Origin of the sequence: Pseudomonas sp. DCB_BI (genome assembly GCF_026240995.1) — a bacterium.
Taxonomy (GTDB): domain Bacteria; phylum Pseudomonadota; class Gammaproteobacteria; order Pseudomonadales; family Pseudomonadaceae; genus Aquipseudomonas.
Genome location: NZ_JAPFCG010000001.1, coordinates 101,850 through 116,740, shown reverse-complemented (window position 1 = coordinate 116,740; position 14,891 = coordinate 101,850). Strand labels below are relative to the sequence as shown.

Annotated in this window: 12 protein-coding genes; 1 reads left to right on the top strand and 11 read right to left on the bottom strand. The window is 60.8% G+C overall.

All coding sequences use genetic code 11. From position 1 onward, the window contains the following. Positions 1-342: 342 nt before the first annotated feature. The 9 genes from nhaA to arcD (OO258_RS00470) form a co-directional block, all read right to left on the bottom strand. Positions 343-1,704 carry a Na+/H+ antiporter NhaA gene (gene nhaA, locus OO258_RS00510; RefSeq protein ID WP_266028426.1) on the bottom strand — a complete coding sequence of 454 codons (1,362 nt, stop codon included), beginning with the start codon at positions 1,702-1,704 and terminating at the stop codon, positions 343-345. 296 nt (positions 1,705-2,000) lie between these two features. Beyond that, positions 2,001-3,455 carry a TrkH family potassium uptake protein gene (locus tag OO258_RS00505; RefSeq protein ID WP_266028719.1) on the bottom strand — a complete coding sequence of 485 codons (1,455 nt, stop codon included), beginning with the start codon at positions 3,453-3,455 and terminating at the stop codon, positions 2,001-2,003. 128 nt (positions 3,456-3,583) lie between these two features. Beyond that, positions 3,584-4,789, bottom strand: coding sequence for a sodium/glutamate symporter (gene gltS / locus OO258_RS00500; RefSeq protein WP_266028425.1), 1,206 nt, complete (start codon positions 4,787-4,789; stop codon positions 3,584-3,586). A 166-nt stretch (positions 4,790-4,955) separates the two neighbouring features. Beyond that, complete coding sequence (locus tag OO258_RS00495; RefSeq protein WP_110745752.1) at positions 4,956-6,464, bottom strand: sigma-54-dependent transcriptional regulator; 1,509 nt, start codon at positions 6,462-6,464, stop codon at positions 4,956-4,958. Between the two features lie 84 nt (positions 6,465-6,548). After that, on the bottom strand, positions 6,549-6,920 hold the full coding sequence (locus OO258_RS00490; RefSeq protein ID WP_110745751.1) for a DUF5064 family protein: 372 nt from the start codon (positions 6,918-6,920) through the stop codon (positions 6,549-6,551). A gap of 55 nt (positions 6,921-6,975) precedes the next feature. After that, a complete protein-coding gene (gene arcC / locus OO258_RS00485; protein WP_266028423.1) occupies positions 6,976-7,905 on the bottom strand; it encodes a carbamate kinase in 930 nt (309 codons plus the stop codon). A 95-nt stretch (positions 7,906-8,000) separates the two neighbouring features. Continuing rightward, the gene (locus OO258_RS00480) at positions 8,001-9,011 is read right to left on the bottom strand and encodes an ornithine carbamoyltransferase (RefSeq protein ID WP_110745749.1); all 1,011 of its coding nucleotides are present in this window, start codon (positions 9,009-9,011) and stop codon (positions 8,001-8,003) included. Positions 9,012-9,080: 69 nt separating this feature from the next. Beyond that, positions 9,081-10,334: an arginine deiminase gene (gene arcA, locus OO258_RS00475; protein WP_110745748.1), complete on the bottom strand. Its 1,254-nt coding sequence runs from the start codon at positions 10,332-10,334 to the stop codon at positions 9,081-9,083. Between the two features lie 33 nt (positions 10,335-10,367). Beyond that, positions 10,368-11,795, bottom strand: coding sequence for an arginine-ornithine antiporter (gene arcD, locus OO258_RS00470; RefSeq protein ID WP_266028420.1), 1,428 nt, complete (start codon positions 11,793-11,795; stop codon positions 10,368-10,370). 435 nt (positions 11,796-12,230) lie between these two features. On the opposite strand from arcD (OO258_RS00470), the gene arcD (OO258_RS00465) reads away from it, so the two are divergent. Next, positions 12,231-13,658 carry an arginine-ornithine antiporter gene (gene arcD / locus OO258_RS00465; protein WP_266028419.1) on the top strand — a complete coding sequence of 476 codons (1,428 nt, stop codon included), beginning with the start codon at positions 12,231-12,233 and terminating at the stop codon, positions 13,656-13,658. Here arcD (OO258_RS00465) and OO258_RS00460 read toward each other — a convergent pair. After that, on the bottom strand, positions 13,638-14,051 hold the full coding sequence (locus OO258_RS00460) for a YbaN family protein (RefSeq protein ID WP_266028417.1): 414 nt from the start codon (positions 14,049-14,051) through the stop codon (positions 13,638-13,640). The two genes, arcD (OO258_RS00465) and OO258_RS00460, sit on opposite strands and share 21 nt — an antisense overlap. 54 nt (positions 14,052-14,105) lie before the next feature. Further along, positions 14,106-14,699, bottom strand: coding sequence for a biliverdin-producing heme oxygenase (locus OO258_RS00455; RefSeq protein WP_266028416.1), 594 nt, complete (start codon positions 14,697-14,699; stop codon positions 14,106-14,108). Positions 14,700-14,891 lie beyond the last annotated feature (192 nt).

Here is a 14,891-nt window from a genome sequence, read left to right as displayed (position 1 = left end):
ATAAAAAACTATATAAAACAACAATTTAAGTAATTTCTTGAGTAGCCATGTGATTATCTTGTAACGAAAACGCTACAGATGGCATGGCAGGAAAAACCGTTTGGGGATCAAACCCTTGTGCAGGCGCTCTTGAGTGGGTATGTATCGATTTCGTTACGTCGTATTTAAATCGATACATACCAATCCGCGCCCGGCCTGCCACTTGCTTTTGGAGGCCGCCATCAGGGTGGCTGCCAGCATGGGAATGGCGAGATCCGGACGGTGTGTCAGCTCAGGGTTGTAGGGGGCAGATATGGCGATCCACGTGCTCGATCATGCTGGACCGCCACACCAGGAATGTTGCTAGGCGGGCGAACTTGCTTTGGTCGCAGATGCTGCGCTGCGTATGCTCCATACACCCCAGGTCAAGCCCAGTACGGCAGAGATCAACGACGCGGACAGAACGCCGAGTTTCGCTGCTCCCAGTGAGCCAGGGTCGACGAAGGCGAGGTTGGCGATGAAGATCGACATGGTGAAGCCGATGCCGGCCAGTAGCCCAACCAGAACGATGCTACGCCAGTTGACGTCAGCGGGAAGTACGCACCAGCCCAGGCGGACCATCAGCCAACTGACACAGACGATGCCCAAGGGCTTGCCAGCGACCAGTGCGACAGCCACGGCGATCATGACCCACTGGGGGGCCTCGGCGGACAGGTCTACGCCCGAAAGGCTGACGCCGGCATTGGCCAAGGCAAAAACAGGCATGATGCCGAAAGCTACCCAAGGGTGCAGGGCACCTTGCATGCGTACCACCGGCGGCACCAGTTCGCGCTGCGCCAGACGCAGTCGTTTCAACGGGTCGATGAGGTCGCTGGCATCTTGCTCAGGGGCTTTGGCGCGCCCCAGCAATTCTCCGGTGAAACGGGTAATTGCATCCAGTGGCCGCTCACGCATCGGCATGGCGGTCACCGGTGTCATCAGGCCCAGCACAACGCCTGCGAGGGTGGGGTGGGCTCCGGTCAGCAAGATGCCCAGCCAGACCAGAGCGCCAGGAACGATATAGGCGTAGGCCGTACCCACACCGATCTTCTGCAGCCCGACCACCATTAGCAGGCCGATCACGGCAACGCCGAAACCGCTGTAATCAAGGCCGCCTGAATAGAAGAATGCGATGATCAGGACTGCGATGATGTCATCGATGATTGCCAGGGCGAGCAGAAACACCCGTACGTTGGACGGGATGGATTTGCCGAGCAGCGCCAATACGCCGACCGCAAATGCGATATCCGTGGCTGTCGGAACTGCCCAGCCTTGTTGTTCTGCCGACGCGTGCCCAAAACTCAGGTAGAGCAGCGCGGGCACGGCTACCCCGCCGACGGCGGCTGCCATGGGCAGCGTGGCCTGGCGCAGGCTGGACAGGGCGCCCTCGTGGATCTCGCGGCGGATTTCCATGCCAACGACCAGGAAGAAGATGGTCATCAGGCCGTCATTGATCCAGAAATGCAGGGACTGCGAATAGACCAGCGAACCCACGCCGATCGTCAACGGCGTATGCCAGAGGGCTTCATAACTGTCGGCAGACGGGGAGTTCGCCCAGATCAGGGCGGCGACGGCGGCAATCAGTAGAACAACGCCACTGACCGCTTCAATGTGCACAAAGCGCTCAAGGTTGGCGAAGGCGCGCTCGGCCAGCTTTTGGGCGCGAGGCATCTCTTTTTTTTGCATAGGCGCAGGTACTCCCGCATGGCGGCCCGACCTGCGCTGTTTTTTAACCTGCTTCACTGCACTGTGCAGTTGGCACCCGTCCGGTAGTCTACCGAACAATCGTTCCCATTTGAACCAAGCGGGTTGCGTAATCAAGCGTTGCCAGGCCCCCGCCACACCCCCCAACCGGCCGGTGGCTGGCAGCGTCGCAGGCACTACTTGCACGTGGTGAGCTGAACCGCGGACCGGGAGACCGGGCTGGCTTGGGGGCCCGGTCCTTGCCCAGTTTGATGACTGAATGATCGTATGACGTCTGCCTAGAATCGCCAGAACGCTGGAGAGACCAGAACCAGTACGGTGAGGATTTCGAGTCGTCCAAGCAGCATGCCGACAGTCAGCAACCACTTGGCCGCGTCAGACAACGAGGCGAAATTACCCGCGGGACCAATAATCGTCCCCACGCCTGGCCCAACGTTGCACACGGCGGTGGCCGCACCGCTCAACGCCGTTGTCCAGTCGAGCCCGAGCAGAGACAGACCAAGGGCGATGAACGCGATGGTAACCGAGAAAAAGAATGAGAACGTCAACAAGGAGCGCACGATATCTTCATCGATGGGGTGCCCATTGTATTTCTTCGAAATCGTTGCCCGCGGATGAATCAACTGTTTCAGGCTGCTCACCAGCAAGGCCGCGGCGACCTGGAAACGAAATATCTTCAAGCCGCCAGCCGTAGAGCCTGAGCAGCCACCGACGAACGTCAGGTAAAAGAACAGCATGACGGCGAAGCTACCCCAGAGCGTGTAATCACCCAAGGCGACGCCCGTTGTGGTCACCACCGAGGTCACGTTGACCGCGACGATACGAAACGCATCCCACCATGACAGGTCGCTGTGCCAGCACAGCCAGGTTCCGACCGTAAGCCACACGAAGACGAGGAAACCGATGAAGCCGCGGACTTGATGGTCCTTGAGCAGGATGCCCCGATGGCCACGCAGCGTGGCGACATACAGGGTGAAGGGCAAGCTGCCGAGGATCATGATGACCACGGCCACCCAATGCACCCCCGGCTGCACCCAATGCCCCAGCGAGGCATCCGAGGTTGAAAAGCCGCCGGTTGAAATCAGCGACATCGAATGGTTGATGGCCTCGAACGGGGTCATGCCGACAGCCCACAACGCCAATGCCCCCAGCGTCGTCAGGCCCAGGTAGACCAGCAGGATGACCTTGGCCGCCACATGTGAACGCGGCGTTACCTTGTCGGACCAGTCTGATGACTCGGTCTTGAACAGGCGCATGCCGCCTACGCGCAGCAGGGGCAGGATCGCCACAGCCATGCCGATAAAGCCAATGCCCCCCAGCCAATGCAGCAGCGAACGCCAGATCAGCAGCCCTGGCGATGCACTATCCAGCCCAGTCAGCACTGTCGAGCCGGTGGTGGTGATCCCTGACATGGTCTCGAAGAAAGCGTCCGTGTAACTGATGTGCCGAATGAACACCATCGGCAGGGCCGCGAAGGCGCACACGATGACCCAGCTTGCGGTGGTGAGGAAGTACATGTCCCTGGCCCGCAATTGCGGTGTCTCGGGAATGCCCCGCGCCACCATGACCAGGCCGGCGCACAGGACGATCAGGCTCGACCAGACGAATGCCCCCAGGTCGTCGCTGCGGTCATACAGCACCAGTGTCAGCATCGGGATCACCATGCTGACAGCCAACGTGATCAGGAATACACCGATAATAAAAGCGATGAAACGCAATGCCGGAAGCGTCATCGAGTGGGCTCGTCTGGACAAAGGCGGCAGTATTGCGTGCTCTACGGTAATGTCGAGTAAAAAAGTCGTAAAGTCCTGCGCGTTCGGCCGGTCATGCCCAGTAGCGGCCACATGGGCGGTTGGATGGTTTAACTCACGCTAAAAAAGGGTAATGCCAGGTACAGCTTGATCACGATGACATTGATGATATCGATGAAGAACGCTCCTACCATCGGCACTACCAGGAAGGCGATGTGCGATGCGCCGTAGCGCTGGGTCACTGCTTGCATGTTGGCAATCGCCGTGGGCGTTGCACCCAGGCCGAAGCCACAGTGCCCGGCAGCCAACACCGCCGCATCATAGTTGCGCCCCATCACCCGGAATGTGACGAAGATAGCAAACAATGCCATGACCAGCGTTTGCGCGGCCAGCAACACAAAGAACGGCAATGCCAGTGCTGCCAGGTCCCACAGTTTTAGCGACATCAGGGCAATGGCCAGGAACAACGACAAACTGACGTTGCCCAGTACCGAAACTTCCCGTTCGAACACTCGGTAAACGCCGAACGCCGACAGGCCATTGCGCAGCAACACGCCCACGAACAGCACACAAACAAAGGTAGGCAGCTCGAATGCAGTGCCTTTGAGCGCGCTATTGAGTAACGACCCGGCAAGCAAACTGACTGCAATCAGCGCAAGTGTTTCAACAAATGAAAACGAGGTAATCAGCCGCTCTTTGTCTGGGCGCTCGAAGCCTTTGGGCAGTTGCGGTATTTCTTCTTCGGGGCCTGGTGTTTTTACCCGTTTGATCAACAGCCGGGCCACTGGGCCACCGATCAAGCCTCCGAGCACCAGCCCAAAGGTGGCCGAGGCCATCGCCAGTTCGGAGGCCGAGGCCAGGCCGAATTTTTCGCTGAACGTTGCGCCCCAGGCTGCACCGGTACCGTGGCCACCCGACAAGGTGATGGACCCTGCCAGCAGGCCCATGAGCGGGTCGAGCCCCAATGCCGTGGCCAGCCCGATACCCATGCCGTTCTGCACCAGCAGCAGGCCGGTCACTACCAGCAAGAACACGGTCACTACGCGCCCACCCTTTTTCAGGCTGGCAAAATCGGCGCTCAGACCGATGGTGGCAAAAAATGCCAGCATCAAAGGGGTTTGCAGCGAAGTATCAAACTGCACGTGGACATCGAAACTGCGCAACGCCAGCAGTGCAAGGGCGACTACCAGTCCACCGGCAACAGGTTCCGGAATATTGTAGGCGCGCAAGAAACCAATGCGCGCGACCAGGCTGCGTCCCAGTAACAGGACTAAAGAGGCGGCTACAAGTGTCCCGTAAAAATCGAGTTCAAACATCAGGTGCTCTCGTTATATCCAGTAGCGAACCACTCCCCGCCTTGGGGCGGCCAAGTGGGATGACAGGTGGAATTACACGGTCACCATTCTACGAGGCATAGGTGGGAGAGTATCTTTCACAGGCGTAGGAAAAACCTGAATAGCAACTGGGTTGTTTCCACTTCTATCAGGCTTTGCCGGGTATTCCATATTTACGCAGGCGCTGGGCAATAGCGGTATGCGAAGTTTGCAGGCGCCCGGCCAGTTGCCGGGTCGAGGGGTAGCTGGCATATAACCGTTGCAGCAGCTCACGTTCAAAATCGCCAACGGCTTGCTCCAGGCTGGCCACTTCGCCGTCTTGCCCGCGTGCCACCGAGGTGCCGGCGATGTCCAGGTCGCCGATGTCCACCAGGTTGCCCTCGCAGATGGCCGCTGCGCGGAAAATCACGTTCTGCAGTTGGCGCACATTGCCCGGCCACGGGTTGGCCAGCAGTGCCGAATGGGTGGCCGGGGTCAGGCGGCAGGCTGGGCGCTGGATTTGCGTGCAGGCCTGCTGCATGAAGAAGTGCGCCAGCATCAGGATGTCCTGGCCACGGTCGCGCAGGGGCGGTACCTGCAGGTTGAGCACGTTGAGGCGGTAGAACAGGTCTTCACGGAAGCTGCCTTCGGCTACCATGCGCTCCAGGTCGCGATGGGTGGCACTGATGATGCGCACATCCACCTTCACCTCGCGGTCGCCGCCTACCCGGCGGAAGCTGCCGTCACTGAGAAAACGCAGCAGCTTGGCCTGCAGGTATGGCGACATCTCGCCAATTTCATCGAGGAACACCGTGCCCTGGTTGGCCAGCTCCATCAAGCCGGGTTTGCCACCGCGTTGCGCACCGGTGAAGGCACCGGGGGCATAGCCGAACAGCTCGCTCTCGGCCAGGCTCTCGGGCAGTGCGGCGCAGTTCAGGGCCAGGAACGGTGCCGAGTGGCGGCTGCTGATGGCATGACAGGCGCGGGCCACCAGTTCTTTGCCGGTGCCGGTTTCACCGTGCACCAGCAACGGCGCATCCAGTGCTGCCACCCGCAGGGCGCGGGCCTTGAGCGTGCGGATGGCCGGCGACTCGCCGAGCAACGCATCGAAGCCCTCGGCGTGGTCGTGGTGCAGTGCCGACAGGCGCTCACCCATGCGCGAGGGCGGGTACAGCGTCAGCAGGCCACCGGCATTGGTGATCGGCATGGCGTCCAGCAGCAGGCTCTGGCCGTTCAACTGCATCTCGCGCATCGGCAGGTGGAAGTTGTTGTCCAGTAGCGCCTGCAGCAATACCGGGTCGTCGAACAGCTCCCCCACCGAGCGCCCGGCTGACTCGCGGCCGCACAGCTCGATCAGCGCCGGGTTGGCGAGCAGTACCTTGCCAGCGCTGTCCACCGCCAGTACCGGGTCGCTCATGGCGGCCAGCAGGGCATCGAGCTGCAGGTGACGGCGTTGACCGGGAAGGATGTCGACCACGTCCACCGACTGCACGCCATGAACCTCGAACAGCGCGTCGTGCAGTTCTTCCAGGACTGCGGGGCTGAGGGTGGGTGCGTCGATATAGACGTTCGGTGGGACCATCTCCACGGCGTCCAGGTTGAGGTTGCGGGCACCCAGCAGGGCGAGGACTTCCTGGGTGATGCCGACGCGGTCGATAAAGCTGACGTGGATGCGCATGGGGAGGGGCGAGGTTGTGGCCGGGGAGGGCGGTAGTATGCCTCAACATTGCCGGGGCCGCTTTGCGGCCCCGAAACGCTGAACTCACTCCAGATGTTCAGGCTTGATCGAGTCGCCCGACTTCACATCCAGTTTGGCGCGGATATCTTCGAACATCGCGTCGTAGATCTTGTGTGGCGAGCCGAGGGTTTCGAACTTCTTGGGGGGGGGAAGATGAGCCTGGGCCTTGCGGCTCAGCACCATCAAAAAGCTGGGCAGTACCTGATCCTTGGGCAGAAAGAACGTTTCATCGACCGGCTTGGCCTCGATGGTGCCATGCATGCGGAACTGAATTCCTCGGCCTTCCTTGGGGTCCTTCGTCGTCGCCTCGTACTCGATTTTAAGGTTGTAGCTATGGTCCGCGCTATTCAGCGCAGTGCGCTCAATGTGCACGAAACCGGGTTGAAACTGAGCCATGGCGTAATCCTCCCGGAGGGCTAAACGGCGGGCGCCAGGCACCCGCCAACTGCATTCAACGGTAGCTGATCCCAGGCTTGGCGGTAGAAACCCGCGTGCCGGCAGCACCTTTGACAATGCCTTCAATGTTTTCCAGCGAACTGATCACCGCTACCTTGCCGGTCTTGCGGGCGAATTCACTGGCGGCTTGCACCTTCGGCCCCATGGAGCCTGCGGCGAAGCCAAGCCGCTCGAGTTCGTCCGGATGGCCCTGGGCAATAGCTTTTTGCGTGGGCTTGCCCCAGTCAATGTACGCCGCATCGACGTCGGTGGCGATTATCAGAAGGTCGGCTTCCAGCTGTTCGGCCAGCAACGCCGAGCACAAATCCTTGTCGATCACCGCCTCGACACCTTTTAGCTTGCGGTTTTCATCGTACAGGGTGGGGATGCCGCCACCGCCTGCGCAAATCACGATGCTTTGCTTTTCCAGCAGCCACTTGATCGGGCGGATTTCAAAGATGCGCTTGGGTTTCGGGCTAGCCACCACGCGGCGGTATTTGTCGCCATCGGCCTTTACCACCCAGCCTTTCTCTTTGGCCAGGCGCTCGGCCTCATCCTTGCTGTAAACCGGGCCGATGAACTTGGTCGGGTCCTTGAAGGCAGGGTCGTTGGCGTCCACTTCCACCTGGGTCAGCAGGGTGGCGAACGGCACTTCGAAGTCCAGCAGGTTGCCCAGTTCCTGTTCGATCATGTAGCCGATCATGCCTTCGGTTTCGGCACCCAGCACGTCCAGCGGGTAGGCCTCGTCGGGCTTGTAGGACAGCGCCTGAAGTGACAGCAGGCCGACTTGCGGGCCATTGCCGTGGGCGATGACCAGTTCATTGCCTGGGTGAATCTTGGCGATCTGTTCAGTGGCTGTGCGGATATTGGCACGCTGGTTGTCAGCGGTCATGGGCTCGCCGCGACGCAGCAGGGCGTTGCCGCCCAATGCAACAACGATACGCATGGAGAATGTCCTTTAGCAAAGAAGGGAGGCGCTGCTCTTGACTGGGCTCGCCCGCCCCCTGTGGGAGCGGGTTGCCCGGCCTGTCGATTCGGCCTTTACAGGTCAGCCAGGGTCGACACCAGGATCGCCTTGATCGTGTGCATGCGGTTTTCCGCTTGCTCGAAGGCGATGCAGGCCGGCGACTCGAACACGTCGTCGGTTACTTCGATACCGTTGGCCAGGTCCGGATACTGTTCGGCGATCTGCTTACCGACCTTGGTTTCAGAGTTGTGGAACGCCGGCAGGCAGTGCATGAACTTGGTCCGCGGGTTACCGGTGGACTTCATCAGCTCGGCATTCACCTGATAAGGCTTGAGCTGCTTGATGCGCTCACCCCAGGCATCGATCGGCTCACCCATCGATACCCACACGTCGGTATGGACGAAGTCCACACCCTTGACCGCAGCTTTCGGGTCTTCGGTGAGGGTAATGCGCGCACCGCTTTCTTCAGCGTACTGCTTGCAGCGCTCAACCAGATCGTCATGTGGCCACAGCGCCTTGGGCGCCGCAATGCGCACGTCCATGCCCAGCTTGGCGCCAATCAGCAGCAGCGAGTTGCCCATGTTGTTGCGGGCGTCGCCCAGGTAGGCGTAGCTGATGTCATGCAGCGGCTTGTCGCTGTGCTCACGCATGGTCAGCACGTCGGCGATCATCTGGGTGGGGTGGTATTCGTCGGTCAGGCCGTTGAACACCGGTACCCCGGCGAACTTGGCCAGTTCTTCGACGATTTCCTGCTTGAAGCCACGGTACTCGATGGCGTCGTACATGCGCCCGAGCACGCGGGCGGTGTCCTTCATGCTTTCTTTATGGCCGATCTGTGAGGAATTGGGATCGATGTAGGTGACGTTGGCGCCTTGGTCGTAGGCAGCCACTTCGAAGGCGCAGCGGGTACGGGTAGAGGTTTTTTCGAAGATCAGCGCAATGTTGTTGCCCTTCAGGTGCTGCTGCTCGGTACCAGTGTACTTGGCACGCTTGAGGTCGCGGGACAGGTCCAGCAGGTAGCGCAGCTCGCGGGTGGTGTGGTGTTCCAGGCTGAGCAGGTTGCGGTTGTGAATGTTGAACGCCATGATTGCTTCTCCTTGAGTTCGGTAGTGTCCCGGCCTGCGCTTTGTGAGCGCGGCCGGGTGCAATGGTCGTTAGTAATCGATCGGGTCACGCACAATGGGGCAGGTCATGCAGTGGCCGCCGCCACGGCCCCGGCCCAGTTCGCCGGCGCTGATGGTGATGACCTCGATGCCAGCCTTGCGCAGCAACGTATTGGTGTAGGTGTTGCGGTCGTAGCCGATGACCACGCCCGGCTCGATGGCCACCACGTTGTTCCCGTCATCCCACTGTTCGCGTTCGGCGGCGAAGCTGTTGCCACCGGTCTCGACCACGCGCAGCTTGACGCCAAGCTGTTCGCCCACCACGTCGATGAACGACTTGTCGATGCGGCGCACGTCCATGCCGTACGGCTTGCTTTCGTCCGGGCGGATGATGAACGGCACGATCTCTTTCACCACTTCCGGGAAGACCGTGACCAGGTCGCGATCGCAGAAGCTGAACACGGTGTCCAGGTGCATGGCGGCGCGGGACTTCGGCAGGCCGGCAACGATCACCTCCTTGACCGCGCCTTTGGCGAACAGATTCTGCGCCAGCTGGCCGATGGCCTGGCGCGAGGTACGCTCGCCCATGCCGATCAGCACGATGCCATTGCCGATCGGCATCACGTCACCCCCTTCGAGGGTGGCATTGCCGTGGTCCTTGTCCGGGTCGCCGTACCAGACCTGGAAGTCGGCACCGGTGAACTCCTTGTGGAACTTGTAGATGGCGGTGGTCAGCAAGGTTTCCTGGCGGCGCGCCGGCCAGTACATCGGGTTCAGCGTGACGCCGCCGTAGATCCAGCAGGTGGTGTCGCGGGTGAACTGGGTGTTGGGCAGTGGTGGCAGGATGAAGCTGGAATGGCCCAGGTAGTCGTTGTACATCTTGACCACATCGGCACCTTCGCTCTGTGGCAGGTCCTGGCCAGCCACACCGCCGATCAGGAATTCGGCCAGGTGGCGTGGTTCGAGGCCTTCGAGCCAGCTGCGCACTTCGTTGGTCAGGCCCACGCCGACGGTGTCGGGGGTAATCTTGCGGTCGAGGATCCACTTCAGCGCTTCGGGTTGCTGCACGATGTCGGTCAGCAGGTTGTGCATTTCCAGCACATCCACGCCGCGCTCGCGCATCTTGGTGACGAAGTCGAAGTGGTCACGCTTGGCCTGGTCGACCCAGATCACGTCGTCGAACAGCAGTTCGTCACAGTTGCTTGGTGTCAGGCGCTTGTGCGCCAGGCCCGGGGCGCACACCATCACTTTGCGCAGTTTGCCGGCTTCGGAGTGGACACCGTACTTCTGTTTTTCAGCGGACATGGTTTCATTCCTCCAATTGAACGAAGACGTGGGTCAAAGGGTCAGGAAGCCGTCGTAGAGGCCATAAGCTGCCACCAGGGCGCCAATGACCACGGCTGCGAAGATCAGTTTTTCCACGTTGGTGAAGATGGGTTGGCCGACTTCACGCTTGGCCTTGGCGAACAGAATCGCCCCAGGTGCGTAGAGCAGGGCCGAGAGCAGCAGGTATTTCACGCCGCCGGCGTATAGCAGCCAGATGGCGTACAACAGTGCGATGCCACCGATGACCAGGTCTTTCTTGCGTTCGGCCAGGGCCTGTTCGTAGGTTTCGTTGCGCCATGCCAGCAGGAAGGCGTAGGCCGCCGACCACAGGTAGGGCACCAGAATCATCGAGGTGGCGAGGTAGATCAACGACAGATAGGTGCTGTTGGAGAACAGCGTGATCACCAGGAAGATCTGCACCATGGCGTTGGTCAGCCACAGCGCGTTGGCCGGCACCTGGTTGGCGTTCTCGCGGCGCAGGAACTCCGGCATGGTGTGGTCCTTGGCGGCGGCGAACATGATCTCGGCGCACAACAGCACCCACGACAGCAAGGCACCCAGCAGCGAGATGATCAGGCCGACGCTGATCAGCACCGCCCCCCAGTGACCGACCACATGCTCCAGTACGGCGGCCATCGACGGGTTCTGCAGCTTGGCCAGTTCCGGTTGGGTCATGATCCCCAGCGACAGCACGTTGACCAGTACCAGGAACAGCAGCACGGTAACGAAGCCGATCACGGTGGCCTTGCCCACGTCCGAGCGTTTCTCCGCCCGTGACGAGAAGATGCTCGCGCCCTCGATACCGATGAACACCCACACGGTCACCAGCATCATGTTGCGCACCTGGTTCATCACGCTGCCAAGCTCCGGGGTACCTAAGGCCCAGATGTCAGCGGTGAAGATGTCGAGCTTGAAGGCGAACAGGCAGATCAGGGCGAACAGCACCAGCGGTACGACCTTGGCCACGGTGGTGACCAGGTTGATGAACGCCGCTTCCTTGATGCCGCGCAGTACCAGAAAGTGCACTGCCCACAGCAGGATTGACGCCCCAATGATGGCGGCGGGGGTGTTGCCCTCGCCGAAGATCGGGAAGAAGTACCCCAGGGTACTGAACAGCAGCACGAAGTAGCCGACGTTGCCCAGCCAGGCACTGATCCAGTAGCCCCAGGCCGAGGAGAAGCCCATGTAGTCGCCAAAGCCGGCCTTGGCATAGGCGTACACCCCGCCGTCCAGGTCAGGCTTGCGGTTGGCCAGGGTCTGGAACACGAAGGCCAGGGTCAGCATGCCCACTGCAGTGATGGCCCAGCCAATCAGCACAGCGCCAACCCCCGCGCTGGCCGCCATGTTTTGAGGCAGCGAGAAAATCCCGCCACCAATCATCGAGCCGACTACGAGTGCAACTAACGCGCCGAGCTTAAGTTTTCCGGAAGAATCAGACATTTAACAACTCCTGCCAGGAGAAAGTTGACGACAGAATAAATCTGACGCCTTTGCCAGCCACTGACTTATGTCAGTTTATGGCTACGTGAAGTAGGAAAAATCCTTCACGGGGCTCCCGGAGAGTGCCGACAGCTCAAGCTGCAGGCCTTGCGCGCTGGCACCTCCATGTCTTTCTAGAGCAAACGCTCTGTTCAGCCTGCGATGCTTGAAGCTAGTCGCTTTTGCCGCTTTCGCAAATTTTTCACAAGAATTTCGAGTTTTATCAATTTCTTTTCTAGTTGCTGGGTAGCTGCTAGTTTTTACGAAGGCATTGCATAGACAAAGCTGCTATTACCAAGCGGATCCAAGTGTTCAGCTTCAATATAAGTAACATTACTTATACGGCCTGCTGAGGTGTTTCAATCGCATGACAGCGCGCACAACAATGGGGGATGCATGAGCGAACCGGGACAGAAGCTGCGTCTGGGCGCGCTGATCGCATTGGTGGTCGGCTCGATGATCGGCGGCGGGATCTTCTCGTTGCCGCAGAACATGGCGGCGCGTGCCGATGTGGGTGCGGTGCTGATCGGATGGGGTATCACCGCTGTGGGCATGCTGGCGCTGGCGTTCGTGTTCCAGACCCTGGCCAACCGCAAACCCGAGCTGGACTCGGGGGTGTATGCCTACGCCAAGGCCGGCTTTGGCGAGTACATGGGCTTCTCCTCGGCCTGGGGTTACTGGATCAGCGCCTGGCTGGGCAACGTGGGTTATTTCGTACTGCTGTTCAGCACCCTCGGGTTCTACTTCCCGGTATTCGGCGAAGGCAACACGCCAATCGCCATCGGCTGTGCCTCATTGCTACTGTGGGCGGTGCATTTCCTGGTGCTGCGTGGCATCAAGGAGGCGGCGTTCATCAACCAGGTCACCACCGTGGCCAAGGTGGTACCGTTGCTGATTTTCGTGGTCATTGCCGCGTTCGCCTTCCGCACCGATATCTTTACCCGCGATATCTGGGGATTGAGCAACCCTCAGTTCGGCAGCGTGCTGGAGCAGGTCCGCAACATGATGCTGGTGACCGTGTTCGTGTTCATCGGCATCGAGGGCGCCAGTGTCTATTCCGGACGTGCCCAGCTGCGGTCGGACGTCGGCAAGGCCACGGTCATCGGTTTTCTCGGTGTGCTGGCGTTGCTGGTGCTGGTCAACGTGCTGTCGCTCGGGGTGATGACCCAGCCTGAGCTGGCCGGGTTGCAGAACCCTTCACTGGCTTCGGTGCTGGAGCATATCGTTGGCCCGTGGGGCGCCTTGCTGATCAGCATTGGCCTGGCGGTTTCGCTGCTGGGTGCGCTGCTGTCGTGGGCGCTGCTGTGTGCCGAGATTCTCTATGCCACGGCACGCGACAGGACCATGCCGCGCTTTCTGGCCAGGGAAAACGCCAACCATGTGCCGGCCAATGCCCTGTGGCTGACCAACTGCATGATCCAGGGGTTCCTGCTGATCACGCTGTTTTCGGCCGGTACCTACACCGGCCTGATCTACCTGGCGTCGTCGATGATCCTGGTGCCTTACCTGTGGTCGGCCGCCTATGCGGTGCTGCTGGCTGTGCGTGGCGAGAGCTATGCCGGGCAGCCAGGGCTGCGGCGCAAGGACCTGCTGGTCGCGCTGGTCGCCTTGCTGTACGCCATCTGGTTGTTGTACGCCGGGGGGCTCAAGTACCTGCTGCTTTCGGCTTTGCTGTATGCCCCAGGGGTAATTCTGTTCGCCAGGGCCAAGCACGAGCAGGGGCAAACCCTGTTCACGGCCTGGGAAAAACTGATTTTCGCCGCGGTGCTGGTGGGGGCGGCCCTGGCAGCCTATGCCCTGTATTCAGGGTTGCTGAGCTTGTGACGGTGCAGGGCAGGCGTGCTCCGGGCGCGACCAGATCCACAGGTTGCCCAAGGTCATGCCGGCAATCGCCAGGAACACCGGCCAACGGTGCTCCAGAAAGGTCAGCATCAGGCCCGCACACACCAGCATGCTGATGGTGGCGCTGACCTTGGCCCGGCGCTGGATCACCTTGCCATTGCGCCAGTTGTACAGGATCGGCCCGAACAGCCGGTGGTTTTCCAGCCAGGCGGAAAGGCGGGGCGAACTGCGCGTGGCTGCCCAGGCGGCCAGCAGGATGAACTCGGTAGTCGGCAGGCCAGGGATGACGATTGCAACCAGGCCCACCCCCAGGCTCACGTAAGCCAGTATTCCATACAGCAGGCGTGCGAGTTTCGATCGGGCGGGTCGGGTCATGGTCTCACTGCATAAAACGGTGCGGCCACCGGAGGGGTGGCCGGCTATGGCGTATCAAACCAGCGCGGCATCCGCAGCATAGGCGTGCTTGAGCAGCTCGGTGAAGCGTTCGAAGGCGGCCACTGCGCCGCGCTCGGCGGCCGCTTCTTCTTCGGCCGACAACTCCAGCCCATCCAGGATACGGGTGAACTGCTTCCAGCCTTCGGCACGGCCACCGGCCGGCTCGCCCAGGTGACGGGCACCGAAGCTGTCGGACAGTTCCAGCGCTACGGCACGCTTGATCAGAAACGCAGCGCCCAGTTTGGAGCCTTCGGAGACGAAGATCCAGCCCATTGCCTCGCCCAGGCTCGGATTGGCCACTGCGCCGGGCACGGCGGCCGGGACTTCGGTGTCCAGGTCGGCGAGGTCCAGACGGGCCTGTTCGGCCCTGCAGCGCTCGGCCAGGTCGGGGACGATGGCGATCAGTTGCGGGTCGTTGTAAAGCGCCTGCAGCTCTGACTGGAACAGGTATTGGGCGACGACGAAGCGGGCGAAGCTTTCGCGGCTATCGAACGGTGCGTGGGACTTGACCAGGGCATCCAGCTCGGCGTGAGGGGCGTGGGTGATCTGGTTCAGGCGCTGGGAGCGCAGGGCTGGGCGTTCGGTCATGGGGGCAGTCCTTGGAAAGAGGGGCGTCTAGAGACAAGACGAAACAGCGGGGGCGGGACAGTAAAAAAACCGTTATTTGCGTTGCCAGTGCCGGCCCCTTCGCGGGTAAACCCGCTCCCACAGGCTGCATCACTGGCTCGGGGCCTGCGCAGTTCCTGTGGGAGCGGGTTTACCCGCGAACGGGCCGGCACT